This window comes from Pseudomonas sp. NPDC087697 (assembly GCF_044743155.1).
Taxonomy (GTDB): domain Bacteria; phylum Pseudomonadota; class Gammaproteobacteria; order Pseudomonadales; family Pseudomonadaceae; genus Aquipseudomonas.
Genome location: NZ_JBIUVW010000021.1, coordinates 22,749 through 48,304 on the forward strand (window position 1 = coordinate 22,749; position 25,556 = coordinate 48,304).

A 25,556-nucleotide genomic window follows, 5' to 3' on the forward strand; every position below is an offset into this window, starting at 1 on the left:
GAACGCCATGACTGACCATCACACCTACAAGAAAGTCGAACTGGTTGGCTCGTCCCCTACCAGCATTGAAGAGGCCATCAACAACGCCTTGGCCGAGGCCAGCAAAAGTATCAAGCACATGGAATGGTTCGAGGTCACCGAAACCCGTGGGCACATCAAGGACGGCCAGGCGGCGCACTTTCAGGTGACGCTCAAAGTCGGGTTCCGGATTGCCAATAGCTGAGGTTGAGCTAGGCTTCTGAACTTGTGCGCTGGCCGATTGCCATAGGGTATGGCAGAGCGCTACTTCGTCTTGGGCAATAGACGCTCAAGTGTTAACGCTTACCCCTTTTGATCCGACCAGGGAATGTGACCGATGAAGAAATTTATTTTGGCGGTAGGTTTGTTGAGCATTGCGGGAACAACCTTCGCGGCGGGCAAACCGTGTGAAGAGTTGAAAAGCGAAATTGCGGCAAAAATCGACGCCAAGGGCTCCAAAAACTATTCGCTGGAAATCGTTGATAAAGGCGCGGCTGCGGGCGGCAAAGTGGTCGGCAAGTGCGAGGCAGGCAAGAAGGTCATCGTCTACAAGAAGTAGATTGAGTCCGTTGTTTATGTAAAAGCCGACGCCATGGCGTCGGCTTTTTTCTGGGCGCTGTTCGGGGCTTAGCCCTTCATCACTTGCGCCAGCAGTTCGTAGGAATGCAGGCGATCGGCGTGTTCGTACAGGTCGCTGGTGAAGATCAACTCGTCGGCCTGAGTCTGCTCGATCAGCACTTCAAGTTTGCCGCGAATTTTCGCCGGGCTGCCGATCATGGCCAGACCCAGGAAATCACCGACGGCTTCTTTCTCATGAGGCAACCACAGGCCGTCCATGGTTTTCACCGGTGGACGCTGAACCAGGCTTTGGCCGCGCATCAGCGCCAGGATTCGTTGGTAGACTGAGGTCGCCAGGTAATCGGCTTGTTCGTCGGTGTCGGCGGCAACCAGCGGTACGCCGAGCATCACGTAGGGTTTATCCAGTACGGCTGAAGGTTTGAAGTGATTGCGGTAAACCCGAATCGCTTCATGCATATATCGCGGTGCGAAATGCGAGGCAAAGGCGTAAGGCAAACCGCGTTCGCCGGCCAGTTGCGCGCTGAACAGGCTGGAGCCCAGTAGCCAGACCGGCACATTGGTGCCGGTGCCGGGCATCGCGATAATGCGCTGATCCGGTGTGCGTGGGCCCAGGTAGCGCACCAGTTCGGCCACGTCTTCCGGGAAATCGTCGGCGCTGCCGGAGCGTTCACGGCGCAAGGCGCGGGCGGTCATCTGGTCGGAGCCCGGAGCGCGGCCCAGACCGAGGTCGATTCGCCCCGGATAGAGGCTTTCGAGGGTGCCGAACTGCTCGGCGATCACCAGCGGCGCATGGTTGGGCAGCATCACGCCACCGGAACCGACACGAATGCTCGACGTGCCGCCGGCCAGATAGCCAAGCAGCACTGACGTTGCGGAGCTGGCGATGCCATCCATGTTGTGGTGTTCGGCGACCCAGAAACGGTTGTAGCCCCACTTCTCGACGTGTTGCGCCAGGTCCAGCGAGTTGCGCAGCGATTGCGCGGGGCTGCCGTTCTCGCGGACGGGCACCAGGTCCAGCGTCGAGAACTTGATATCGGACAGTTGTTTCATAAGCCGGCTTCTCCAATGAGGGTACGCAGGCTTTTCTCACCAACGAAAACCTGCCGAATGCATGAGCGTGCTCTATGCAATGTGGGCATATACCCGAGTTTCAATAGCAGACATGAATTTGCCGACCAGATAAGTGGTTCGATCCGACAAGGTGAACTTTGCCCAGTCTTCTATCCTCAGAACCCTGGCAACCGAAAACCATGAAGGCGCGACCCTCGCGCCGGATTTTGAGGAGGCAGAGATGAGTATCAAAAAGAAAGCATCGGCGCATTGGGTCGGTGATCTGAAAACCGGCCTTGGTTCTATCTCGACCGAAACCGGAGTCCTTAAAAATGCACCTTATGGCTTCAAGGCACGCTTTGAAGGTGGCCCGGGCACCAATCCGGAAGAGCTGATCGGCGCAGCTCATGCAGGTTGTTTCTCCATGGCATTTTCGATGATTCTCGGTGAGGCTGGCCTCAAGGCCGACACAATTGACACCAATGCCGAGGTGACACTGGATCAGGTCGATGGTGGTTTTGCGATCACCGCTGTGCACCTGACGCTCAAAGCGAAAATCCCTGGTGCCAGCCAGCAGCAATTCGAAGAACTGAGCAAAAAGGCCAAAGAAGGCTGCCCGGTGTCCAAGGTGTTGAATGCCAAAATCACACTCGATGCGACACTCGTAAGCTGACCGCTCCCCCGAAGCAGCTGGCACTCCAGCTGCTTCAAATCAGAACTCGCGTGGTAAAACTGTGGTCGAATAAGTGACAGCAGCTTCAGCGCATGACTGTGCGCGCTGCCTAAAGGGAGCTTCAACCATGAAACGTTTTGCCTTGGCGGTTATCTGCAGCGTGCTGGCCACATCGGCCCTGGCGGTCCCCAAATCGTGTGAAGAACTCAAGGCCGAAATTGAAGCGAAGATCCAGGCCAACAACGTGTCGTCCTACACGCTGGAGATTGTCAGCAATGATGAAGTGCATGACCAGAACATGGTGGTCGGCACCTGCGAAAACGGCACCAAGAAGATCATCTACCAGAAGAACGATAGATAATTCGCCTTACTGCACACAAAAAGTCTCGCTACCTTCGGCGAGGAGTTCGCGCTTGGCGTTATACAGCCGGGCGCTGGGCGTGAAGGCCAGCGAGCGGGCTTCGAGCAGGTAACGTTGGCCGGCTTCGAAATGATCGTAACGCACGGTCAGGTAGCACAGTCGGTCTGGCGTGTCGAAGTCCATGCCAAAGCCTCCGGAAAGCACCTCGAAGTCAAAGCGAACCTTCAGTTCATGGCTGCCTGGCGTGACCTGGAAGAATCGCCCGTCATCCAGGGTCTTTTTGTCCAGGCTCTCGGCCATGAGGACTTTGCCCCCGGGCGTCGGCATGGCGAAGTCGACCCAGGCCATGTTCGGGTTCGCGGCTGGCAACGGGGTCATACAGCCGGCCAGCGAGCTGATGGTGAGAAAAAGCAGAATCCTGCGCATGATCAATTTCCGGGTGGTCAGAGATTAATCATAGCGCCGATCAGGTGTGCCGGCAGCCTGCCGGATGCGCTTGGCCAACGACTTTTCGCTGCTGATCGTAGAGCTTGGCCCACGGCTGGAAACCGATATTCCCTGCTTGCAGCTGATATCGCTGGCCGGCGCTGAAGTCGTTGAATTTCACACTCAACTGGCAATCACGCCACAACGGTTCGGCGTCGGGGCCGATATTCGTCGGTGCTACCGCGAATTGATAACGCACTTTCAGCTCATGGCTACCCGGTGGAACTTCGAAGTAGCGTTTATCGGCAGACGCCTTGGCATCGACTTCCAGCGCTTGCAGCACGGTGTCGTGTTGATGGGGGCCGAGGTCGATCCAGGCTTGCGTCGGGTCGGGTTTGGGCAGTCCAGCACAGCCGGCCAACATCAGCAGGTTTGCAGTCAGCATTAACGCGCGCATAGCGAAGCTCCAGTCAGGCGAGATAGTCTTGCGGGCAGACTCCCCAAGGATGATTCGATGTGATCAAGCCGCTTCCAAGCCATCGGTTACTTGATCGCGTTTTGCGCGTTTTGTTTCCGGCTACGCTGCTTTTACTGCTCAACGGTTGCACGAGCGTCAGTTACTACAGCCAGTTGGCCAGCGGCCAGTGGAGTTTGTTGCGGGCGCGAGAGCCGGTGAGCGAGGTAATTGCCGACCCTGCGCGTGACGCGAAACTGCGCGCGCACCTGGCTCAGTCGCAAAAGGCCCGCGAGTTCGCCAGCCAGCGGTTGCACCTGCCCGACAACAAAAGTTATCGCCTCTATGCCGACATCGGCCGTCCGTTCGTGGTGTGGAATGTGTTCGCCACGCCGGAGTTTTCCCTCAAGCCGCAGAACCATTGCTTTCCGATTGCCGGGTGCGTGGCCTACCGCGGGTACTACAGCCAGAGCGCCGCGCGAGGCGACGCGGCGCTGCAGCGTCTGCAAGGCATGGACGTGTCGATCAGTGGCGTTGAAGCCTATTCGACCCTGGGCTGGTTCAACGACCCGATCATCAGTTCGATGATGAGCTGGGGCGACGAGCGACTGGCGACGCTGATTTTCCATGAGTTGGCGCATCAGCGGTTTTACGTGAAGGACGACACCGAGTTCAACGAGTCTTACGCCACCTTCGTCGAACAGGAAGGCACTCGCCAATGGCGCGCGGCGCGAGGTTTGCCGCCGGCCAGTAAGGCCCAGGAACAGCCACGCGATCAATTTACCCAGCTGGTTCTGGATACCCGTGCGCGGCTCGAAAAACTCTATGCGTTGCCTCTGGCGACCGAACAGATGCGCCAGCGTAAAGCGGCCGAGTTCGAGCGCTTGCGCAGCGAGTACCGAACCCTGCGCGACAGCCAATGGGCCGGCGAAAAGCGCTTTGATGCCTGGATCAATTCCCCGATGAACAACGCCAAGTTGCTGCCATTTGGACTGTATGACCAATGGGTGCCGGCGTTTTCCGTGGTGTTCAAACAATCGGGTGGGGATTGGCTGAAGTTCTATACGGCGGTCGAAAAGTTGGGTGCGTTGCCGGTAGAACAACGCAAGGCTGCGTTGAAGGCGTTGGCAGCCCTTTGAGATTTGCGTTGGATGAACTGACGCCATCGCGAGCAAGTCTTGCTCCTACGGGATGATGCCGGGCATCAATATGGGAACGACGCCATACCGTAGGAGCAAGGCTTGCCCGCGATGAGGCCGGTGAATGTTCGCCACGTTCAGCTCATAACCACACCGCATCCCATAGCGGATAGTCTCCGACTCTCTTGACCAGCCCTGCCCTCAAGGGATTGGCGACGATGTATCGGGCCACGGCCTGCAAGTCCTCTTCCTTGCGAATTGCCCGGTCGTGGTAACCCGGTTGCCATAGTGGACCTTGGCGTTTCATCGAGCGATTCAGCGTCACTGTAATTCGTGATTTGGTGCGCGCCACTAATGCCGATAGCTGGATGTTCTGCAGCTCAATCAGCCAGTGAAAATGATCTGGCATGACAACCCAGGCCAAGGTGTCAGCGAATTGCTCTTGTTGAGCCTTCTTGAGTGCATCGACCACGAGTCGACCCTGCTGAAAGTCGGCAAACACCTTCTGTCGATTCCGGACAACCACTGTCAGCAAGTAGATTTGTCCTGACTCTGAATGGCGCCCGGTACGCAGGCGATGTGCATGATGCGACGCTGGCATTGATGATCCTCCTTGATCGTGGCCTCAGCATCTGAGGCTAGGACGATAAAAGAGGATTGGGTCTGCAACTGTTGCTCAGGATGTGTCTGCTAGTACGCCATCGCGGGCAAGCCTTGCTCCTACGGGGCATGGCGAGACCAAAAAATATGGGGTGACACAAAACCGTAGGAGCAAGGCTTGCTCGCGATGGCGGTGCAACTAGCGCTGCAAAAAGGCCTGATGCAACTCGGCCAGCGTCTCGAAGTGATACGCCGGCTGTTCTGCGCTCAATTCTTCGTGGCTGCCGAAGCCATAACCCACTGCTGCCGCGTCCAGCCCATTACGTTTGGCACCGATCAAGTCGTGTTTGCGGTCGCCGATCATCAGCGTGGTGCCTGGATCGAGTCCTTCTTCAGCCATCAAATGCGCAATCAGCTCGACCTTGTCGGTGCGGGTGCCGTCGAGTTCGCTGCCGTAGATCACTTTGAAGTGCCGATCAAAACCGAAGTGCCGGGCGATTTCCCGGGCGAAAATCCACGGCTTCGACGTCGCGATGTACAGCTGCCGCCCTTGCCCGTTAAGGGTTTCCAGCAGTGGCGTGACGCCGTCGAACACCCGGTTCTCATACAAGCCGGTGACCTTGAAGCGCTCGCGATAGAAATTCACCGCTTCCCAGGCCTTGGGCTCGTCGAAGTCGTAGAACTGCATGAAGGCTTGCAGCAACGGCGGGCCGATGAAGTGTTCGAGTTTGGTCAGGTCAGGCTCGTCGATCCCCAGTTTGCTCAAGGCGAACTGGATCGAGCGGGTGATGCCCTCGCGCGGATCGGTCAGAGTGCCATCGAGGTCGAATAAAACGGTTTGGTAATGCATGAACATTCCTGAGTGAGTCTGCCGGTGTCAGAGCTGGTCGTAGCCTTCGGCCAGATGCAGGTCTTTGAGCTTCACGTAATTCGCCGCGCTGTAGGTGAAAAACGCCCGTTCCTTGTCAGTCAACGCGCGGATCTGTTTCACCGGGCTGCCGACATAGAGGAAACCGCTTTCCAGGCGTTTGCCCGGCGGCACCAGGCTGCCAGCGCCAATGATCACCTCGTCTTCGACCACGGCACCGTCCATGACGATGCTGCCCATGCCGATCAGGATCCGGTTGCCGACAGAGCAGCCGTGCAGCATGACTTTGTGGGCGATGGTCACGTCGTCACCGATCAGCAGCGGGAAGCCGTCGGGGTTGAAGGGGCCAGCGTGGGTGATGTGCAGCACGCAGCCATCCTGCACGCTGGTGCGCTGGCCAATGCGGATGCGGTGCATGTCGCCGCGGATCACGGTCAGCGGCCAGACCGAGCTGTCTTCGCCTATTTCGACGTCGCCGATCACCACCGCCGAGCCGTCGACAAATACGCCTTTGCCAAGAACGGGGGTGTGGTTCTGGTACTTGCGAAGGGACACGATAGGCTCTCTCTCTTTTGCTGATAGCTGCGGTGGGCGTCGATTGTAATTAAGATGGGGCAATGTTTCTTCCAGCATGTTTCTACCAGCCAAGGTGCCAACCGTGAGCGTGAACAACCCTCTTCTGCAGTCCTACGACCTGCCGCCGTTCTCGGCGATCCGCGCCGAGCACGTACAACCGGCCATCGAACAGATCCTCGCGGACAACCGCGTCGCCATCGCCGAGATCCTCAAAACCCAGGGTAAACAGCCGACCTGGGCCGGTCTGGTACTGGCGATGGACGAACTGAACGATCGTCTGGGCGCGGCCTGGAGCCCGGTCAGTCACCTGAATGCCGTGTGCAACAGCGCCGAACTGCGTGAGGCTTACGAGTCCTGCCTGCCGGCACTGAGCGCCTACGCCACCGAGTTGGGCCAGAACCGTGAACTGTTCCAGGCGTACGAAGCCTTGGTCAGCAGCCCGGAAGCGGCCGGTTTCGACGTCGCGCAAAAAACCATTCTCGAACACGCGCTGCGTGACTTCCGTCTGTCGGGTATCGACCTGCCAGAGGCTGAGCAAAAGCGTTATGCCGAGGTGCAGAGCAAACTGTCCGAGCTGGGCAGCCATTTCTCCAACCAATTGCTCGATGCCACCCAAGCCTGGACCAAACACATTACCGATGAAGCCGCTCTCGCCGGCCTGACCGATTCAGCCAAGGCGCAGATGGCTGCCGCCGCCCAGGCCAAAGATCTGGATGGCTGGCTGATCAGCCTGGAATTCCCGAGCTACTTCGCGGTGATGACCTACGCCCATGACCGCGCGCTGCGCGAAGAAGTCTACGCCGCCTACTGTACCCGTGCGTCGGACCAAGGCCCGAACGCCGGTCAGAACGATAACAGCCCGGTGATGGAAGAAATCCTCGACCTGCGTCAGGAGCTTGCAAAACTATTGGGCTTCGCCAGTTTCTCGGAGCTGAGCCTGGCGACCAAAATGGCCGAATCCAGCGATCAGGTACTGAGCTTCCTGCGCGATCTGGCCAAACGCAGCAAACCGTTTGCCGCGCAGGATCTGGAACAGCTCAAGGCTTATGCCGCCGAACAGGGCTGCCCGGATCTGCAAAGCTGGGACAGCGGTTTCTACGGCGAAAAACTTCGTGAACAGCGTTACAGCGTTGCCCAGGAAACGCTGCGTGCGTACTTCCCGATCGATAAAGTACTGAGTGGCCTGTTCGCCATCGTCCAGCGTCTGTATGGCATCGAAATCGCCGAGCTGAAAGGCTTCGACACCTGGCACCCGGACGTTCGCCTGTTCGAAATCAAGGAAAACGGCCAGCACGTCGGGCGCTTCTTCTTCGACCTGTATGCCCGCGCCAACAAGCGTGGCGGTGCCTGGATGGACGGCGCGCGCGACCGTCGTCGCACCGCTGAAGGCGTATTGCAAAGCCCGGTGGCGAATCTGGTGTGCAATTTCACTCCGGCTGACAGCGGCAGGCCTGCCCTGCTGACTCACGATGAAGTCACCACGCTGTTCCACGAATTCGGTCACGGCCTGCATCACCTGCTGACCCGCGTCGAATATTCCGGTGTGTCCGGTATCAACGGCGTGGCCTGGGACGCGGTCGAGTTGCCAAGTCAGTTCATGGAAAACTGGTGCTGGGAGCCGGAAGGCCTGGCGTTGATCTCCGGTCATTACGAAACCGGTGAGCCACTGCCGCAGGACCTGCTGCAAAAAATGCTCGCGGCGAAGAACTTCCAGTCCGGACTGATGATGGTGCGTCAGCTGGAGTTCTCGATGTTCGACTTCGAACTGCACGCCACTCATGGCGACGGCCGTAGCGTGCTGCAAGTGCTCGAAGGCGTGCGCGACGAGGTTTCGGTGATGCGTCCGCCGGCCTACAACCGTTTCCCCAACAGTTTCGCGCACATCTTCGCCGGCGGTTACGCGGCGGGTTACTACAGCTACAAATGGGCTGAAGTACTGTCGGCCGATGCCTTCTCGAAGTTTGAGGAAGAAGGCGTGCTCAACGCGGCCACCGGTCGTGCGTTCCGCGAGGCGATCCTGGCCCGTGGTGGTTCTCAGGAGCCGATGGTGCTGTTCGTCGATTTCCGCGGACGTGCGCCGTCGATTGACGCACTCTTGCGCCACAGCGGCCTCAACGAGGGCGCGGCAGCATGAGTGACGGGCCTGTGAGCAAAACCAAGAAGCGCTTTATCGCCGGAGCAGTCTGTCCGGCGTGCAGTGAGCCGGACAAATTGATGATGTGGAGCGAAGACGATGTGCCGCACCGCGAATGCGTGGCCTGCGGTTATTCCGACACGCTGAACGAGCAAGGTCTGTCAGTGCCCAAGGAATTGGGAACGCGGGTCAACACCACCGCGTTGAAGGTCCCGGACGCCAAGGTTCAGGCTGTGCAGTTCTTCCCCAATCCAAAGCTGAAGAAAAAGCCCGACGATCATTCCTGATCATTCCGCGCGTTGAAATCCGCCTTTGAGCCTGAGTGCTCAAGGGCGGTATTTATCCAGCACTACCATTCCCTATTGCAGGTCCACAACCCGCCTTACCTGATTGGGTAAGGGGCTTGTTGTGGCGCGCCCCTTAAATCTTCGGTTCTTCGCTGTTGACCGTTTTGAGCCAGCTTTTCATCGAACAGGTGGCAAACACGCTAGTGCTGCAATCGCCGTTAGCCAACGCGGTACGCAGTTTGTCGACATCTGCCTGCATCATGTAGCGAATGCCGTTCTTGAAGTGGGTAGTGTCGTCGAAACCGCCTTGGGTCATTTCGCTCAGGGCGTCTTCTTTGCTCCAGCCTTGCACCACCACGCGGTACATCGCGGTTATCAGGGCGGTACGGTCCGATCCACGTTTGCAATGTATCAACACCGGACCTTTGCTTTGACCGGTTTGAATGGCCCGCAACGCGCTCAATACCTCGCTGTCATCGACATGACTGGTTTTGTACGGCAATTGCACCAGGTTGACCCCGGGTATCGAGAGCCAGCTGGAATCGGATTCGGGCAGAAAATTGATCACCGTCTCGACCTGGAGTTTTTCCAGCAGCGGCAGCGCCCCGCGATCCGGGAGTGCGCTGCGGTAGAGGGTCGGTGACATCTGGTAAAGACCGTACTGCGCTTCGACGGGCTGGGCCCACTCGCCGGGACGGATGGATTGGGTTTGCTCGGCCTGAACCTGATCGAACGCAAATAACGCCATGAACGACAGGCACAGTGCGAGCAAGAGCTGGTTTTTCGACATGAGTCAGGGGGCCGTGGATGAAGGAATGGTTCACTTAATCCCAGCCTGAACCCCGATCAGTCAAAGCTCTGTGAGGTGCTTGTCAAAGAATCGTTAAGCCTGAAGGCGCCCTCGATGCTTCAGAAATAATCTGTGGTTTTTATACTGAAACGATTCACTCATATGCTTAGCCTGCTACCATTTGTAACTAAAATTTGCAGATATGTTCTTTCTTTCGGGCCCTGATCGGCTCGCATCGCTACCAAAACGACAAGCTGCTCCATGAAGTGGCTGATCAATCCGTAAATGCCTGATGAGGTGCACCCCTATGTCTGATCAAGATCGAGACAACCCGCGGCGTGAATTTTTACGCAAATCCCTGACCTTGATCCCGGTGGTCACTGTTGCCAGTACCGGTTTTGGCAGTTCGGTCCTTATGGCCGCCCCTGAAGCGGCACCGACCAACCCTGGCAAAGCCCCGGTCAGCAGCGGTGTTTATGAGCCGAGCTACTTCACCGCCGAAGAGTGGGCATTCATCCAGGCTGCGGTTGCTCGCTTGATTCCTGCCGATGAACAGGGACCGGGTGCGCTCGAAGCGGGTGTACCGGAATACATCGACCGGCAAATGAATACCCCGTACGCGGCGGGTGCACTTTGGTACATGCAAGGCCCGTTCAATGCGGACGCTGCGCCAGAAATGGGCTGGCAGAGCAAACTGGTTCCCAAGGAAATCTACCGTTTGGGCATCGCCGCGACGGACGCCTGGTCGAAGGCGTTCAACGGCAAAGTTTTTGCTGCGCAAGACAGCGCTACCCGAGACGATTTGCTCAAGCAATTGGAGGCTGGTACGCCGGCATTCGACAGCGTCCCACCGAAGATTTTTTTCAACCTTTTGCTGCAAAACACCAAGGAAGGGTTCTTCTGCGACCCGATCCACGGTGGCAATAAAGGTATGGTCGGCTGGACCATGATCGGCTTCCCCGGCGCCCGCGCCGATTTCATGGATTGGGTTGAACGCAACGAGCAATACCCCTTCCCGGCAGTTTCGATTCGCGGCGAGAGGGCGTGAGCATGACAACCACCATGAAGAAGGTCGACGCAGTGATCGTCGGGTTTGGCTGGACCGGCGCGATCATGGCCAAGGAGCTGACAGAGGCTGGCCTCAATGTGCTGGCGCTGGAGCGCGGGCCGATGCAGGACACCTACCCCGACGGCAACTATCCGCAGGTGATCGACGAACTCACCTATAGCGTGCGCAAGAAACTCTTTCAGGACATCTCCAAAGAGACAGTGACCATTCGCCATAGCGTGAATGACATTGCGCTGCCCAACCGCCAGCTCGGGGCTTTCCTGCCGGGTAATGGTGTCGGCGGGGCTGGCTTGCACTGGTCGGGTGTGCACTTTCGGGTCGATCCGATCGAGTTGCGCATGCGCAGTCACTATGAGGAACGCTACGGCAAACACTTCATCCCCAAGGACATGACCATTCAGGACTTTGGCGTCAGCTATGAAGAGCTGGAGCCGTTTTTCGATTACGCCGAGAAAGTCTTCGGCACCTCGGGTCAGGCCTGGACCGTGAACGGTCAAGTGGTCGGCGAAGGCAAGGGCGGTAACCCCTATGCGCCGGACCGCTCGAACCACTTCCCGTTGGCGTCGCAAAAGAACACCTACTCTGCGCAGTTGTTCCAGAATGCCGCCAACGCTGTCGGTTACAAACCCTACAACCTGCCTTCCGCCAATACCTCCGGGCCTTACACCAATCCCTATGGTGCGCAGATGGGACCGTGCAACTTCTGCGGTTTTTGCAGTGGTTACGTGTGCTACATGTACTCCAAAGCTTCGCCGAACGTGAATATTCTGCCGGCGCTCAAGCCATTGCCAAACTTCGAGTTGCGGCCCAATTCCCATGTGTTGCGGGTCAATCTCGACAGCACCAAGCGCAAGGCGACCGGTGTGACCTACATCGATGGTCAGGGCCGGGAAATCGAACAGCCGGCGGACCTGGTGATCCTCGGTGCGTTCCAGTTCCACAACGTGCGGTTGATGCTGTTGTCCGGGATTGGCAAACCGTACGACCCGATCAGCGGTGAAGGGGTGGTCGGCAAGAACTTCGCCTATCAGAACCTGGCGACGATCAAGGCCTACTTCGACAAAGACGTGCACACCAATAATTTCATTGGCGCGGGTGGCAACGGTGTGGCGGTGGATGACTTCAACGCCGACAACTTCGACCACGGCCCGCACGGCTTCGTCGGAGGTTCACCGATGTGGGTGAACCAGGCCGGCAGCCGGCCGATTGCCGGGACTTCGAATCCGCCGGGAACACCCGCCTGGGGCAGTGCCTGGAAACGTGCGACCGCCGATTACTACACCCATCAGGTGTCGATGGACGCTCACGGTGCGCATCAGTCCTACCGAGGCAACTACCTGGATCTCGATCCGGTTTACCGCGATGCCTACGGCCAGCCGCTGCTGCGGATGACCTTCGACTGGCAGGAAAACGACATCAAGATGAACCGCTTCATGGTCGGCAAGATGAGCAAGATCGCGGAAGCGATGAACCCCAAGTCCATTGCCTGGCTCGGCAAAAAGGTCGGTGAGCACTTCAACACGGCCTCCTACCAGACCACCCACCTCAATGGTGGCGCGATCATGGGCACCAACCCGAAAACCAGTGCGCTGAACCGCTACTTGCAGAGCTGGGACGTGCATAACGTGTTCGTGCCAGGTGCTTCTGCGTTCCCACAAGGTTTGGGTTACAACCCTACCGGTCTGGTAGCGGCACTGACCTACTGGTCGGCGCGGGCGATTCGCGAGCAGTACCTGAAGAACCCCGGCCCGCTGGTTCAGGCTTAAGGAGCGATGACCATGAAGACACTCGTTATCGCCACCCTGGCCCTGCTCGGCAGTTGCTCGATCAGCGCGGCAGAGGATGCATCGCAAGCTTTGATCAAACAGGGCGAATACCTCGCCCGCGCGGGTGACTGTGTGGCCTGTCACACCGCTAAGGGCGGTAAGCCGTTTGCGGGCGGACTGCCGATGGAAACCCCGATCGGTACGATCTATTCCACCAACATCACCCCGGACAAAACCGGCCTGGGCGACTACAGCTTTGACGATTTCGACAAAGCCGTGCGCCATGGCGTTGCCAAAAACGGTAGTACGCTTTACCCGGCGATGCCGTATCCGTCCTATGCCCGCGTCAGCGATGCAGACATGAAAGCCCTGTATGCCTACTTCATGAAAGGCGTGGCGCCGGTCACTCAGGAGAACAAGGGCAGCGATATTCCCTGGCCCTTGAGCATGCGCTGGCCGCTGACCGGCTGGCGCTGGATGTTTGCGCCGAGTGTCGTGGCGTATCAGCCGGCCGACGGTGAAGAGGCGGTAATTAGCCGTGGGGCGTATCTGGTGGAAGGTCTCGGACATTGCGGCGCTTGCCATACGCCGCGAGCCCTGACCATGCAGGAAAAAGCCTTGAGTGCCCATGAAGGCAACGCGTTTCTGTCAGGCAGTGCGCCGCTGGAAGGCTGGATCGCAAAAAGCTTGCGGGGCGATCACAAGGACGGTCTCGGCAGTTGGAGCGAAGAGCAACTGGTGCAATTCCTCAAGACTGGCCGCAGTGACCGCAGCGCGGTGTTCGGCGGCATGAGTGATGTGGTGGAACACAGCATGCAGTACATGAGCGATGACGACCTGACGGCGATCGCCCGATACCTCAAGTCCTTGCCGGCGAATGATCCGAACGATCAGCCGCACCCATACGACAAGCAAGTGGCGCAGGCTCTGTGGAAAGGTGACGACAGCAAGCCTGGTGCCTCGGTGTACATCGACAACTGTGCCGCCTGCCACCGTACCGACGGGCATGGCTACACCCGGGTATTCCCGGCACTGGCCGGCAACCCGGTGCTGCAATCGGACGATCCGACCTCGCTGATCAATATCGTGCTCAAGGGCGGCACCTTGCCGGCGACCCACACGGCGCCATCGACGTTCACCATGCCGGCATTCGCCTGGCGCTTGTCGGATCAGGAAGTGGCGGACGTGGTGAACTTCATTCGCACAAGTTGGGGGAACAAGGGGGGGCAGATTAAACCAGCTGACGTCGCTGATTTACGTAAGGATGATATGAAATCAACGTCGGCTGATAAGTCTGGGCAACTAACAAAGTCTTATTGAAGCTCGTTAAGTTGCTATAAACAACGCCTGCGAAACTATGTTCGCAGGCGTTGGTTTTTCAGCCGTAAAGCGTATTAGCCACTACGCGATCAAGTGCAATTATGGATTGACAATACTTGCGTAAGCTTTGGCCAATGCCAGCAGTTTGGCTTTGTCGTCGGCATCAATATCGCCATCACGGTCCACATCCTTGAGCACGGTCCCGAGAGTGAAGGAGTGCCCGCCGTCGCTGGAAACTGCGGTCATGAAGATCGAATCCACCAGGGCTTCGGTTTGAACTTCGTTTTCTGGGTCCCAACCCAGTTCCTTACGGGCAAGTTGCATCGAAACGAGAGTGTTTGGCTCCGAAGGGCCAGGTTTCATTAGTTGCAGGAAAATACCGCGTTGATTAAAGAAAGACATTGTTAAATCCTTTTAATGGTTATCCAGTATGGTGTTGCGTGTGCCAAGGATAATACGGCTGATCTTTATCGGATGACCAATGGTTATATGTTTCTCGTTCTTACACTTATTGGTTGTTTAACAAGTAGTTGTATAAAACTGATAGGGCTTTAACCTGGAGTCATTGCTGAAGGTGCCGAACGGCACTGGCCTGACGGAGAATCTTCCGATACTGTACGTACATACAGTTATGGGGTTTTTCCAATGTTCACGCCCTTGCCACCTCGCGGCCGCGGGACCGCCACCAATCCGCACAATCGCTTTGCGCCGAACCGCTCGGTGGCTGAGGACGATGGCTGGTATCAGGAAGCACCGCTGACCCAGGGTACCGAGGTGCGCATCGAAACGGCGAAAACCATCATCACCCGCAATAATTCTCCCGACCTGCCCTTCGACCGATCGATCAACCCCTATCGAGGTTGCGAACACGGCTGCATCTACTGCTATGCGCGGCCCAGCCATGCCTATTGGGACCTGTCGCCGGGCCTGGATTTCGAGACGAAGCTGATTGCCAAAAGCAACGCCGCCGACGTCCTGGAGCAGCAGCTTTCCAGGCGCGGTTATCAGTGCGCGCCGATCAACCTGGGTTCCAATACCGATCCCTATCAGCCGATCGAGCGCGAACACAAAATCACCCGACGAATTCTCCAGGTGCTGCTGCGTTACCGGCATCCGGTGACCATTATCACCAAGGGCTCGCTGATTCTTCGCGATCTGGATCTGCTCAGTGAGTTGGCCGAGCAGCGGCTGGTGGCAGTGATGATCAGCCTGACCAGCCTCGACGACGAGCTCAAACGCATCCTTGAGCCGCGAGCGGCCGCTCCGAAGGCTCGGTTGCGGGCGATTCGGGTCATGCGCGAGGCCGGGATTCCGGTGGGCGTCTTGTGTTCGCCGATGATTCCGATGATCAACGACAGTGAGCTGGAAAGCCTGCTTACCGAAGCACACGCGGCCGGTGCGCAGAGTGCAGCGTACATGATGCTGCGCCTGCCGCTGGAAGTGGCGCCGCTGTTCGAGGAATGGCTGGCGGCTCACTATCCACAACGCGCAGCCCACGTGTTGAGTTTGATCCGCCAAAGCCGCGGTGGTGAACTGTATGACAGCCGCTTTGGCGCCCGCATGCGCGGTGAAGGGCCGTTCGCCGACCTGCTGGCGCAACGCTTCGCCAAAACGATAAAACGTCTTGGACTCAATCAACGTGAAGGTTTCAATCTGGACTGCGAAGCCTTTTGTCCGCCTGGTGCTCAGATGTCGTTGCTTTAGCAACATCTGGCCTATGGTTGAGTAGTGAAAAACACTGGGAGTTTTTACCCCGGTCACGTTTTTTGTAACCTGGAACGCACGTTCTAGAGCGGTTGATTCAGTTTGAGTTAAGTTTCGCTGGTTATCTTGTTCATCAAGTGACTGGATGGTCACTGGTCGGCGATCTGAACGTTTTCTAACCAGTCGCTGGCTTTATCCCAGGTAAAACGGGAATATTTCCCTACTCCGTCAAAGAGGATGAATTATGAGTGACAAGGATAAACAGCCGTTGGCTGCGTCGACTTCCGCCCTGCCCGAGGCCGAAAGCGCCGATGCAGCGCTGCAGCACATCGTTGACGGCTTTTTACACTTCCACCACGAGGTCTTCCCGCAACAGGAAGAACTCTTCAAGAAACTCGCTACGGCTCAGCGACCCAGAGCGATGTTCATTGCTTGCGCGGACTCTCGCATCGTTCCCGAATTGATTACCCAAAGCGCTCCTGGTGATCTGTTCGTCACCCGCAACGTTGGCAACGTAGTGCCGCCCTATGGCCAGATGAATGGCGGGGTTTCCACGGCCATCGAATATGCGGTGCTAGCCCTTGGCGTGCAGCACATCATCATTTGCGGACACTCCGATTGCGGCGCCATGCGTGCGGTACTCAATCCGCAAAGCCTGGAAAAAATGCCCACGGTCAAAGCCTGGCTGCGTCACGCCGAAGTGGCAAAAACCATGGTCCAGGAAAACTGCCATTGCGCTGACGAAAACGAAAGCATGCAGGTGCTCACTGAAGAAAACGTCATCGCCCAGTTGCAGCATTTGCGCACTCACCCTTCAGTGGCCTCGCGCATGGCCAATGGTCACCTGTTTATCCATGGCTGGGTCTACAGCATCGAAACCAGCGAAATCAAAGCCTACGACGCGGATCAGGGCTGCTTCCTGCCTCTGGATGGCAGTCATCCGATTCCCGTGGCGACGCCAAAAGCGCGCTTCTAAATCCTCCTAAACCCCTTGTCTGGTCTAGCCGAGACTGCTGAAAAAGCGGTCGGGCTTTGCCACGCCTGAAGAATCTCAGGAGAACGCTAATGCGTGCTGCGCAATTGAAAGCTGTTTTGCCACGGGAGCTGCTGGCTTCGGTAGTGGTGTTTTTGGTCGCCCTGCCCTTGTGCATGGGTATTGCAATCGCTTCCGGCATGCCGCCGGCCAAAGGCCTGATCACCGGAGTTATCGGTGGCCTGGTGGTCGGTTGGCTGGCCGGTTCGCCACTGCAAGTCAGCGGTCCGGCTGCGGGGCTGGCGGTATTGGTCTTTGAGCTGGTGCGCCAGCATGGCTTGGCGATGCTCGGGCCGATTTTGCTACTGGCCGGGTTTCTGCAACTGCTGGCCGGGCGTTTGCGGCTGGGCTGCTGGTTCCGCGTGACGGCGCCGGCGGTGGTCTACGGCATGCTGGCGGGCATCGGAGTGCTGATCGTGCTGTCGCAGATGCATGTGATGCTCGACGGTGTCCCTAAACCCTCCGGCCTGGATAACCTCAGCGGGTTTCCAGCGGCTGTTGCCCAAGCCGTGCCAACACTGGGTGGCGGGCTGGGTTGGCAGGCCGGCCTGCTTGGGCTGTCGACGATTCTGGTGATGGGCTTGTGGGAGAAGTTTCGTCCGCAATCGCTGCGCTTCATTCCTGGCGCCTTGCTCGGCGTTGGTCTGGCGACCCTTGCCAGTCTGGCTCTGGCGTTGAACGTCAAACGCGTCGAAGTTCCGGCTAACCTGACCGAGGCGATCGACTGGCTGAAACCGGCCGATCTGTTGAATCTGGCCGACCCCAATCTGCTGATCGCCGCCTTCGCCGTGGCCTTCATCGCCAGCGCTGAAACCCTGCTCTCGGCCGCCGCGGTGGATCGGATGCACAGCGGCCAGCGTTCGGATTTCGATCGCGAACTGTCCGCCCAAGGTGTGGGCAACATGCTCTGCGGTCTGGTCGGTGCGCTGCCGATGACGGGCGTGATCGTGCGCAGTTCAGCCAACGTACAGGCCGGGGCCAAAACGCGATTGTCGGCGATACTCCACGGTGTCTGGCTGCTGGCGTTTGTGATGCTGCTGTCCAGTGTGCTGCAAAGCATTCCGGTGGCCAGCCTGGCCGGCGTGCTGGTGTATACCGGGGTGAAACTGGTGGATCTGAAGGCGTTTCGCGGACTGGGACGGTATGGCCGGATGCCAATGTTTACCTATGCGGTGACCGCGTTGGCGATCATCTTCAGCGACCTGCTGACCGGGGTGCTGATCGGTTTTGGCCTGACCCTGGCGAAGCTGGCCTGGAAGGCTTCGCGGCTGAAGCTCAGCCTGATCGACCTTCCGGCTGAAGGTGAAATGGAGCTGCGGCTGGTGGGGGCTGCGACTTTTCTCAAGGTGCCGGCGTTAACCCGGGTACTGGGGGCTATTCCGGCCGGTACGACGGTACATGTGCCGCTGAATAACCTGAGTTACATCGACCACTCATGTCTGGAGTTGCTTGAGGAATGGGGACGGGCCAATGCCAGCAAAGGCTCGAAACTGCTGATCGAAGCGCGTGGGTTGAAGCGCAGGTTGGAGGGGCGATTGCGGATGACCGTGGGGGTAGGTTCCGCCAGGGCTTAAGGCAAAAGATCGCAGCCTCCGGCAGCTCCTACAGGGAATTACATACACCCGTAGGAGCTGCCGAAGGCTGCGATCTTTTAGACGCTGCGGATCAAGCCGCTGGCTGATCCAGTTCCAGGCCTACGCCCAGCTGGCGCGACAGACACGGCCAGCGCTTCCAGGCGGCGCCGGTGTCCGGGCTGTTGAGCTTTTCCCGGTAGGCTTCGACGGATTCCAGCGCGAAGCTTTCTTCATTCAGCATCTCGTCGACGGCATGATGTACAGCCTCATCCAGTTGATTGGCGAAGTCCTCGCCGATCAGTTGGTGGGCAATCAGGTTGGCAACAGTCATGTCCAATGGGATCAGTGGCTGGCCGAAATGTTTGATGTAGAGGTCGTTAACCTCTTCTACCAGGCGATGTGCCAGGTAGGCTTCGTCCAGCAGGCTATCCAGGCCAACGTGACCGGCAATGATCGCCGGTGGCTGGAGGAAGAACTGCTCGGCGATTTTCAGCACCGGTTTGATCTGCGACTCGATACCCGCTTCGCGAGCTACATCGTTGGCGGCATCGAGCAGGTCCGGCACTTGTTCTATATAAGCGGCAACAAAACGGGTCATCACGCCGTTGGCGTCGATGTCCGGCAATTGGATGGCTGAATGCAGGTGCGGCAATTGGACTTCCAGCTGACGAGTCAGCTGACCGGTTTCGGCTTCATGTTGTTGGGCACGTTGAATCTGCTCGCGCAATGCGGCGGTGTTCATGAAAACTCCAGGAAACGAAGGCAAGGAAATAGGGGAAGACATAAGTTAGCCTGCTTATGAAAGTGGCTAAGACGTATTTGTCATAATTATTTCACCTTTGATGCCACTGCGTTATATCGATTTGCCATCACCGATCCCACATCCTTCTCCATCCGTGGCCTGCGGCGCAAGTACAAGGTGTTTCAGTTGATTTACGCCATCGCGTTGCGAGGTTGCACTCGCTGTCTATACTCGGACCTGAATGGAGTTAGCTGATGACGCCCGACTGCATAGGCAGCAAGGCTCGGCGATTCAAGTTCGTAGTCTGAAAAAGCCGCTCCCTTGCCGCCGGTGTTAGCCGGCGGGATAACAAGAACGATAAGGGGAACCCGCAATGATGCGACATCCACACGTCTGGATGGGCCTCCTGTTGTGGTCAATTTTCAGCCAGGCGCAAGCCGCCTGGACTGTGAATATGGCGCCTGGAGCGACTGAAATCAGTCACGCAGTATTCGACCTGCACATGGCCATCTTCTGGGTCTGTGTGGTGATCGGCATCATCGTTTTCGGCGCCATGTTCTGGTCGATGATCGTCCATCGGCGTTCCACCGGGCAGGTGGCCGCCAAATTCCATGAAAGTACGACGGTCGAGATCCTCTGGACCATAGTGCCTTTCATCATTCTGGTGGCAATGGCCATTCCAGCGACCGCGACCATGATCAAGATGTACGACACCAGTGAGTCGGATATCGACATCCAGATCACCGGTTATCAGTGGAAGTGGCATTACAAATATCTGGGCCAGGACGTCGAGTTCTTCAGCAACCTGTCCACACCGCAAGAACAGATCCATAACCAGGCCGTGAAAGGCGAAAACTACCTGCTGGAAGTCGATCAGCCGCTGGTGCTGCCGGTCGGTGCCAAGGTGCGCTTTCTGGTGACCGCCGCTGACGTGATCCACTCCTGGTGGGTGCCGGCGTTCTCGGTCAAGCGCGATGCGATACCCGGGTTCGTCAACGAAGCCTGGACCCGTATCGACAAGCCCGGTATCTACCGTGGACAGTGTTCCGAGCTGTGTGGCAAGGACCATGGCTTCATGCCGATCGTGGTCGATGTCAGAACCAAGGCTGATTACGACACCTGGCTGTCCGATCGCAAAGCCGACGCCGCCAAGCTCAAAGAGCTGACAAGCAAAGAGTGGACCCTCGACGAGCTGAAGGAGCGTGGCGACAAGATCTACCACACCACTTGCGTGGCCTGTCACCAGGCCGAAGGTCAGGGCTTGCCACCCATGTTCCCGGCACTCAAAGGTTCGCCAATCGCCACGGGCCCTATAGAGGGACATCTGAATCGGGTCTTCTTCGGCAAGCCCGGCACTGCTATGGCCGCTTTCGGCAAACAGTTGTCGGAGGTCGACATCGCCGCGGTTGTGACCTACGAGCGTAATGCCTGGGGCAACAACAAAGGTGACATGGTCACCCCTAAAGACGTACTGGCCCTCAAACAGGCGGCAAGCAAATGACCCGGTCTATTGCGTGTTCCCGTGAACGCTTGGGGCTTGGTGCCCCGAGCCGCCCAGCCCACCCGTTTGCAGGAGACAGGACATGAATGCTGTGAGCGATGAACAAGGCCATGCAATCGTCGACCACCACGTCCATGGCCCCGCCAAGGGCCTGATGCGCTGGGTTCTGACCACCAACCACAAAGACATCGGCACCCTGTACCTGTGGTTCAGCTTTACGATGTTCCTGCTCGGTGGCTCGTTCGCCATGGTGATCCGTGCCGAACTGTTCCAGCCAGGACTGCACATCGTCCAGCCAGAGTTCTTCAACCAGATGACCACCATGCATGGTCTGGTCATGGTCTTCGGTGCAGTGATGCCAGCATTCGTCGGCCTCGCCAACTGGATGATCCCGCTGATGATCGGCGCGCCGGACATGGCCCTGCCGCGAATGAACAACTTCAGCTTCTGGTTGTTGCCGGCAGCGTTTTTGCTGCTGGTGTCGACCCTGTTCATGCCGGGCGGCGGGCCCAACTTCGGCTGGACCTTCTATGCGCCGTTATCGACGACCTACGGGCCAGCAAGCGCGACCTTCTTTATCTTCGCCATCCACTTGATGGGCATCAGTTCGATCATGGGTTCGATCAACGTGATCTCGACCATCCTCAACCTGCGTGCTCCGGGCATGACCCTGATGAAAATGCCGTTGTTCGTCTGGACATGGCTGATCACGGCGTTCCTGCTGATCGCGGTGATGCCGGTGCTGGCGGGGTGCGTGACCATGATGTTGATGGACATCCACTTCGGCACCAGCTTCTTCAGTGCTGCCGGTGGTGGTGACCCGGTACTGTTCCAGCACGTGTTCTGGTTCTTCGGCCACCCCGAGGTGTACATCATGATCCTGCCGGCTTTCGGCGCGGTCAGTTCGATCATCCCGGCGTTTTCTCGCAAGCCGTTGTTCGGTTACACCTCAATGGTTTACGCCACGGCCAGTATTGCCTTCCTGTCGTTCATCGTCTGGGGGCACCACATGTTCGTGGTCGGGATTCCATTGGTCGGTGAGCTGTTCTACATGTACGCGACCCTGCTGATCGCAGTGCCGACAGGCGTGAAGGTGTTCAACTGGGTCAGCACCATGTGGCAAGGCTCGCTGACCTTCGAGACGCCGATGCTGTTCGCGGTGGCCTTCGTCATTCTGTTCACCATTGGTGGTTTCTCCGGATTGATGCTGGCCATGGCGCCTGCGGACTTCCAGTACCACGGCACCTATTTTGTGGTGGCGCATTTCCACTATGTGCTGGTGCCTGGCGCGATCTTCGGGATTTTCGCTTCCACGTATTACTGGCTGCCGAAGTGGACCGGGCACATGTATGACGAGACCTTGGGCAAACTGCACTTCTGGTTGTCGTTTGTCGGCATGAACCTGACCTTCTTCCCGATGCACTTTGTCGGGTTGGCGGGGATGCCGCGGCGGGTGCCGGACTACAACCTGCAGTTCGCCGACTTCAACATGGTCTCCTCGATTGGTGCCTTCATGTTTGGCACAACGCAGCTGCTCTTCCTGTTCATCGTCATTAAGTGCATCCGCGGCGGGCCACAGGCACCGGCCAAACCGTGGGATGGCGCCGAAGGCCTGGAGTGGAGCATCCCGTCGCCAGCGCCGTATCACACCTTCACCACGCCGCCGGAAGTGAAATGAATACCCTCGGGTTTGTGGGAGAGGGCCGGGCGGCGCTCCGTTTGCTCGCGAAGAACGATAACGCGGTGTTTCTGATAAACCGCAGCGCCTGCTTCGCGAGCAAGCCCGCTCCCACAGGGTTCAATGTGGAAGTCCGTGCCCATGGCTGACTCTATTTCCTTGAGAAAACTGGTCACCCGTTTGCTGTTGTTGGTGGCAGCCATGTTCGCCTTCGGCTTTGCCCTGGTGCCGATCTACGACGTGATGTGCAAGGCGTTCGGCATCAATGGCAAAACCGCGGGGCAGTACGAGGGCGAACAGGTGGTCGACATGTCGCGACAGATTCGCGTGCAGTTCCTGTCGACCAACGCGGTGGACATGGTCTGGGAGTTCTACCCCAAGGCCGACGACATGGTGGTCAACCCCGGTGCAGTGAACGAGATGATTTTTGTCGCCCGTAACCCGACCGATCACCCGATGAGTGCCCAGGCTATACCGAGCATTTCTCCTGGCACTGCGGCGGTGTATTTCCACAAGACCGAATGTTTCTGTTTCACCCAGCAGGTGTTGCGGCCCGGTGAGCGAATCGAGATGCCCGTACGTTTCATCGTTGACCGTGAGATTTCCAAGGATGTGAAACACCTGACACTGGCTTACACGCTGTTCGATATCACCGCACGTCATCCGCCGGTCGTGGCAAGCACCAATGCCGGTCCTTGAGACGTTCAAGCGTGCCCGATAAGGAGAACAATAAATGGCAACTCATGAGCACTATTACGTTCCCGCCCAGAGCAAATGGCCGATCATTGCCACGGTCGGCATGTTCATCACCATGTTCGGCCTGGGTACCTGGTTCAACGACCTCAAGGCTGCCCGACCCGAATCCCACGGCCCGCTGATTTTCTTCGTCGGCGGCCTGGTGTTGGCCTATATGCTCTTCGGCTGGTTCGGCACGGTGATCAAGGAGAGCCGATCCGGATTGTATAGCGCCCAAATGGATCGCTCGTTTCGCTGGGGCATGAGCTGGTTCATCTTCTCCGAAGTGATGTTCTTTATCGCTTTCTTCGGTGCGCTGTTCTACGTGCGCAACCTGTCCGGGCCCTGGCTCGGCGGCGAGGGCGATAAGGGCATCGCGCACATGCTCTGGCCTAACTTCCAGTTCGCCTGGCCGTTGCTGAACACTCCTGACCCGACACTCTTCCCGCCGCCCAAGGAAGTCATCAGCCCTTGGGGCTTGCCGCTGCTGAACACGGTGTTGCTGGTCAGTTCCAGCGTCACGGTGACCGTCGCCCACCATTCCTTGAAAAAGGGCCATCGCGGCGCATTGAAACTCTGGCTGGCGCTGACGGTGCTGCTGGGTTGTGGGTTTCTCGGCTTCCAGGCCAAGGAATACATCCACGCCTATCACGAACTCGGGTTGACCCTGGGTTCAGGCGTCTACGGTGCGACCTTCTTCATGCTCACCGGTTTCCACGGAGCCCACGTGACCATCGGCACGATCATCCTGTTCGTGATGCTGATGCGAATCATGCGTGGGCACTTCGACGCCGATCACCAGTTCGGCTTCGAGGCGGCCAGTTGGTATTGGCACTTCGTCGATGTGGTGTGGATTGGCTTGTTTGTCTTCGTTTACGTGCTTTGACGCGCCGCTTACCAGGGCGCGGTAGACACCAGTTGGCCGCTGAAAAAGCCCCAGGCAATCAAGCCGACGGTGATGGCGGCCAGACTGACACGAACACTCAGGGCGATGACCAGGCGGTTTGAGCTGCTGTCGTCCTTGACCAGAAAAAACAGGCCGCTGAACAGGCTGACAACCGTGGCAATCAGCATCAGGACGATGGCTGCTTTGAGCATGGTGAGACTCCGGGGGAAAGGCGATGCACTTGAGTATAGCTATCCCGACTACAGACTTTTTGGCGATGCCATGAAGCGTTTTCGGCCGGGCATCGCGCCGACCCTGGCGGTAGTCGTGCTGCTGCCACTGTTGGTCTTCCTTGGCTTCTGGCAGTTGAGCCGGGGTGAGCAGAAACGCGTGATGCTCGATAGTTACGCCGAGCGCCGGGCTGCCGAGCCGATGGCCAGCGTGGAGCTGCAAGGCATCGCCGATCCGGCGTTTCGCAGGGTTCGTCTGCACGGGCAGTTCGATTCCGAGCACAGCTATCTGCTGGATAACCGCTTTCGTGGCGACAAGGTCGGGGTCGAGCTGCTGCAACCCTTTCTCGACCAGGACAGCGGGCGTTGGCTGCTGCTCAATCGTGGCTGGCTGCCGTGGCCTGACCGGCGTATCCCGCCGGTTTTCACCACACCGCAACAAGTCGTGAGCCTCGATGCCTGGGTCTATGTCACCCCGGGAACGACTTTCCAATTGCAGGCCGACCCGACAAACGCGAAGTGGCCTCGGCTGGTGACAGTGGTCGATCCTGACAAGCTTTGGGTAGAGCTGGGTCGTACGGGCTTCACCTACGAACTGCGTGAAGACGCAGGCCCCGGAGCTTATGAGGCTGGCTGGCCGATCGTGGCAACGGGCATGGGGCCGGAAAAACACGTCGCCTATGCCGTGCAGTGGTTCGCGATGGCGCTGGCCCTGCTCGGCCTTTATCTATACTTCGGATGGCATAACGCAAGGGAGAAAAACCATGGGAGCGGCCATGAATCCACCCAACACAGCTGAAGTACCGAGCCGCAAACCCGGATGGCACGGGCGGTTGCAGTTGATCCTGATTCTGCTGGTGGTCGTCGGGCCGATGATCCTCGCCACCGGCATGTACAAGCTGCAGTTCTGGGTGCCAGAGAGCCGTAGCTATCACGGTGAACTGATCGGCAATGGGCAGAGCCGTAGCGAGCTGGGGGTGCAAGCAGACGAGCAACGTTGGCAGATGCTGGTCACGGCTCCTCAAGAGTGCTCGGTGGACTGTCAGCAACTGGTTTATCTGGCGCGGCAGATCCAGGTTGGCCTGGGGCGCGAGGCGTCCCGCGCCAGTCATGCCCTGGCGACTGCGCAGCCGGTGAGTGCCGACTACGACGCCAAGCTGCAACGTGAGTATCCGCAGTTGCGGCGCTATCCACTGGATCTGCCGACGTATACCAAGGCGACCCAGGGAAATGGCGCGGCGCAACTCTGGATCATCGACCCCCACGGCAATCTGGTGCTGCGTTACGACGCCAAGGTCAAGGGCAAAGACCTTCTCAACGACCTGAACCTGCTGCTGAAACTGTCGAACATCGGATAAGGGCA

General features: G+C 58.1%; 29 protein-coding genes. 19 read left to right on the forward strand and 10 right to left on the reverse strand.

What is annotated here, in order from left to right; genetic code table 11:
- Positions 1-7 precede the first annotated feature (7 nt).
- Positions 8-223 (forward strand): dodecin, encoded by a 216-nt coding sequence (locus ACIPIN_RS16050; protein WP_123427033.1) that lies wholly within the window; start codon positions 8-10, stop codon positions 221-223.
- Between the two features lie 132 nt (positions 224-355).
- Positions 356-577, forward strand: coding sequence for a DUF1161 domain-containing protein (locus tag ACIPIN_RS16055; protein ID WP_054594911.1), 222 nt, complete (start codon positions 356-358; stop codon positions 575-577).
- A gap of 68 nt (positions 578-645) precedes the next feature.
- Here the strand turns inward: ACIPIN_RS16055 and ACIPIN_RS16060 are convergent, their stop codons facing one another.
- Positions 646-1,647: an LLM class flavin-dependent oxidoreductase gene (locus ACIPIN_RS16060; RefSeq protein WP_401120116.1), complete on the reverse strand. Its 1,002-nt coding sequence runs from the start codon at positions 1,645-1,647 to the stop codon at positions 646-648.
- Between the two features lie 241 nt (positions 1,648-1,888).
- Between ACIPIN_RS16060 and ACIPIN_RS16065 the strand changes: the two genes are divergently transcribed.
- Positions 1,889-2,320 (forward strand): OsmC family protein, encoded by a 432-nt coding sequence (locus ACIPIN_RS16065; protein ID WP_401120207.1) that lies wholly within the window; start codon positions 1,889-1,891, stop codon positions 2,318-2,320.
- Between the two features lie 127 nt (positions 2,321-2,447).
- Positions 2,448-2,681, forward strand: coding sequence for a DUF1161 domain-containing protein (locus ACIPIN_RS16070; protein WP_401120118.1), 234 nt, complete (start codon positions 2,448-2,450; stop codon positions 2,679-2,681).
- Between the two features lie 6 nt (positions 2,682-2,687).
- Here the strand turns inward: ACIPIN_RS16070 and ACIPIN_RS16075 are convergent, their stop codons facing one another.
- Both ACIPIN_RS16075 and ACIPIN_RS16080 read right to left on the reverse strand, forming a co-directional pair.
- Positions 2,688-3,107 (reverse strand): hypothetical protein, encoded by a 420-nt coding sequence (locus ACIPIN_RS16075; protein ID WP_401120119.1) that lies wholly within the window; start codon positions 3,105-3,107, stop codon positions 2,688-2,690.
- A 40-nt stretch (positions 3,108-3,147) separates the two neighbouring features.
- Positions 3,148-3,564: a hypothetical protein gene (locus ACIPIN_RS16080; protein WP_401120120.1), complete on the reverse strand. Its 417-nt coding sequence runs from the start codon at positions 3,562-3,564 to the stop codon at positions 3,148-3,150.
- 59 nt (positions 3,565-3,623) lie between these two features.
- On the opposite strand from ACIPIN_RS16080, the gene ACIPIN_RS16085 reads away from it, so the two are divergent.
- Complete coding sequence (locus tag ACIPIN_RS16085; RefSeq protein WP_401120121.1) at positions 3,624-4,700, forward strand: aminopeptidase; 1,077 nt, start codon at positions 3,624-3,626, stop codon at positions 4,698-4,700.
- Positions 4,701-4,842: 142 nt separating this feature from the next.
- Here the strand turns inward: ACIPIN_RS16085 and ACIPIN_RS16090 are convergent, their stop codons facing one another.
- The 3 genes from ACIPIN_RS16090 to ACIPIN_RS16100 form a co-directional block, all read right to left on the reverse strand.
- Positions 4,843-5,301, reverse strand: coding sequence for an REP-associated tyrosine transposase (locus ACIPIN_RS16090; RefSeq protein ID WP_401120122.1), 459 nt, complete (start codon positions 5,299-5,301; stop codon positions 4,843-4,845).
- Positions 5,302-5,499: 198 nt separating this feature from the next.
- Positions 5,500-6,150: an HAD family hydrolase gene (locus tag ACIPIN_RS16095; RefSeq protein ID WP_401120124.1), complete on the reverse strand. Its 651-nt coding sequence runs from the start codon at positions 6,148-6,150 to the stop codon at positions 5,500-5,502.
- 27 nt (positions 6,151-6,177) lie between these two features.
- Positions 6,178-6,723, reverse strand: coding sequence for a gamma carbonic anhydrase family protein (locus ACIPIN_RS16100; RefSeq protein WP_401120125.1), 546 nt, complete (start codon positions 6,721-6,723; stop codon positions 6,178-6,180).
- A gap of 76 nt (positions 6,724-6,799) precedes the next feature.
- On the opposite strand from ACIPIN_RS16100, the gene prlC reads away from it, so the two are divergent.
- Both prlC and ACIPIN_RS16110 read left to right on the forward strand, forming a co-directional pair.
- The gene (prlC, locus tag ACIPIN_RS16105) at positions 6,800-8,878 is read left to right on the forward strand and encodes an oligopeptidase A (RefSeq protein WP_401120126.1); all 2,079 of its coding nucleotides are present in this window, start codon (positions 6,800-6,802) and stop codon (positions 8,876-8,878) included.
- Positions 8,875-9,165, forward strand: a complete 291-nt coding sequence (locus ACIPIN_RS16110) for a YheV family putative zinc ribbon protein (RefSeq protein ID WP_401120127.1) — start codon at positions 8,875-8,877, stop codon at positions 9,163-9,165. The genes prlC and ACIPIN_RS16110 overlap by 4 nt, the downstream gene beginning before the upstream one ends.
- Before the next feature lie 133 nt (positions 9,166-9,298).
- On the opposite strand, the gene ACIPIN_RS16115 is transcribed toward ACIPIN_RS16110, so the two are convergent.
- Positions 9,299-9,955: a protein tyrosine phosphatase gene (locus tag ACIPIN_RS16115; RefSeq protein WP_401120128.1), complete on the reverse strand. Its 657-nt coding sequence runs from the start codon at positions 9,953-9,955 to the stop codon at positions 9,299-9,301.
- A gap of 307 nt (positions 9,956-10,262) precedes the next feature.
- Between ACIPIN_RS16115 and ACIPIN_RS16120 the strand changes: the two genes are divergently transcribed.
- The 3 genes from ACIPIN_RS16120 to ACIPIN_RS16130 are packed head-to-tail and all read left to right on the forward strand — an operon-like array spanning position 10,263 to position 14,110.
- Positions 10,263-11,003 (forward strand): gluconate 2-dehydrogenase subunit 3 family protein, encoded by a 741-nt coding sequence (locus ACIPIN_RS16120; RefSeq protein WP_401120130.1) that lies wholly within the window; start codon positions 10,263-10,265, stop codon positions 11,001-11,003.
- Between the two features lie 2 nt (positions 11,004-11,005).
- Positions 11,006-12,790, forward strand: coding sequence for a GMC family oxidoreductase (locus ACIPIN_RS16125; protein ID WP_401120132.1), 1,785 nt, complete (start codon positions 11,006-11,008; stop codon positions 12,788-12,790).
- Positions 12,791-12,802: 12 nt separating this feature from the next.
- Entirely contained in the window at positions 12,803-14,110 is a 1,308-nt protein-coding gene (locus ACIPIN_RS16130; RefSeq protein ID WP_401120134.1) for a c-type cytochrome, read from the forward strand.
- 99 nt (positions 14,111-14,209) lie between these two features.
- Here ACIPIN_RS16130 and ACIPIN_RS16135 read toward each other — a convergent pair whose 3' ends face one another.
- Entirely contained in the window at positions 14,210-14,512 is a 303-nt protein-coding gene (locus tag ACIPIN_RS16135) for a hypothetical protein (protein WP_401120135.1), read from the reverse strand.
- Between the two features lie 243 nt (positions 14,513-14,755).
- Here ACIPIN_RS16135 and ACIPIN_RS16140 point away from each other — a divergent pair, with 243 nt between their 5' ends.
- The 3 genes from ACIPIN_RS16140 to ACIPIN_RS16150 all read left to right on the forward strand — a co-directional run bounded on the left by ACIPIN_RS16140 (position 14,756) and on the right by ACIPIN_RS16150 (position 18,421).
- Entirely contained in the window at positions 14,756-15,814 is a 1,059-nt protein-coding gene (locus ACIPIN_RS16140) for a PA0069 family radical SAM protein (RefSeq protein ID WP_401120136.1), read from the forward strand.
- A 244-nt stretch (positions 15,815-16,058) separates the two neighbouring features.
- The gene (locus ACIPIN_RS16145; RefSeq protein WP_401120138.1) at positions 16,059-16,790 is read left to right on the forward strand and encodes a carbonic anhydrase; all 732 of its coding nucleotides are present in this window, start codon (positions 16,059-16,061) and stop codon (positions 16,788-16,790) included.
- 89 nt (positions 16,791-16,879) lie between these two features.
- On the forward strand, positions 16,880-18,421 hold the full coding sequence (locus tag ACIPIN_RS16150) for a SulP family inorganic anion transporter (RefSeq protein WP_401120139.1): 1,542 nt from the start codon (positions 16,880-16,882) through the stop codon (positions 18,419-18,421).
- 91 nt (positions 18,422-18,512) lie between these two features.
- Here ACIPIN_RS16150 and ACIPIN_RS16155 read toward each other — a convergent pair whose 3' ends face one another.
- Complete coding sequence (locus tag ACIPIN_RS16155; RefSeq protein ID WP_401120141.1) at positions 18,513-19,163, reverse strand: hypothetical protein; 651 nt, start codon at positions 19,161-19,163, stop codon at positions 18,513-18,515.
- Between the two features lie 373 nt (positions 19,164-19,536).
- Here ACIPIN_RS16155 and coxB point away from each other — a divergent pair, with 373 nt between their 5' ends.
- The 4 genes from coxB (at position 19,537) to ACIPIN_RS16175 (ending at position 23,963) form a co-directional block, all read left to right on the forward strand.
- Positions 19,537-20,664 (forward strand): cytochrome c oxidase subunit II, encoded by a 1,128-nt coding sequence (coxB, locus tag ACIPIN_RS16160; RefSeq protein ID WP_401120143.1) that lies wholly within the window; start codon positions 19,537-19,539, stop codon positions 20,662-20,664.
- An 82-nt stretch (positions 20,665-20,746) separates the two neighbouring features.
- Positions 20,747-22,342, forward strand: a complete 1,596-nt coding sequence (gene ctaD / locus ACIPIN_RS16165) for a cytochrome c oxidase subunit I (protein ID WP_401120144.1) — start codon at positions 20,747-20,749, stop codon at positions 22,340-22,342.
- Positions 22,343-22,483: 141 nt separating this feature from the next.
- Positions 22,484-23,041, forward strand: coding sequence for a cytochrome c oxidase assembly protein (locus ACIPIN_RS16170; protein WP_401120146.1), 558 nt, complete (start codon positions 22,484-22,486; stop codon positions 23,039-23,041).
- A 34-nt stretch (positions 23,042-23,075) separates the two neighbouring features.
- On the forward strand, positions 23,076-23,963 hold the full coding sequence (locus ACIPIN_RS16175; RefSeq protein WP_401120147.1) for a cytochrome c oxidase subunit 3: 888 nt from the start codon (positions 23,076-23,078) through the stop codon (positions 23,961-23,963).
- Positions 23,964-23,971: 8 nt separating this feature from the next.
- Here the strand turns inward: ACIPIN_RS16175 and ACIPIN_RS16180 are convergent, their stop codons facing one another.
- Positions 23,972-24,175 carry a twin transmembrane helix small protein gene (locus tag ACIPIN_RS16180; protein ID WP_262111511.1) on the reverse strand — a complete coding sequence of 68 codons (204 nt, stop codon included), beginning with the start codon at positions 24,173-24,175 and terminating at the stop codon, positions 23,972-23,974.
- A 70-nt stretch (positions 24,176-24,245) separates the two neighbouring features.
- Here ACIPIN_RS16180 and ACIPIN_RS16185 point away from each other — a divergent pair, with 70 nt between their 5' ends.
- Positions 24,246-24,992 carry an SURF1 family protein gene (locus ACIPIN_RS16185; RefSeq protein WP_401120148.1) on the forward strand — a complete coding sequence of 249 codons (747 nt, stop codon included), beginning with the start codon at positions 24,246-24,248 and terminating at the stop codon, positions 24,990-24,992.
- The gene (locus ACIPIN_RS16190; RefSeq protein WP_401120149.1) at positions 24,958-25,551 is read left to right on the forward strand and encodes a hypothetical protein; all 594 of its coding nucleotides are present in this window, start codon (positions 24,958-24,960) and stop codon (positions 25,549-25,551) included. The genes ACIPIN_RS16185 and ACIPIN_RS16190 overlap by 35 nt, the downstream gene beginning before the upstream one ends.
- Positions 25,552-25,556: the final 5 nt, after the last annotated feature.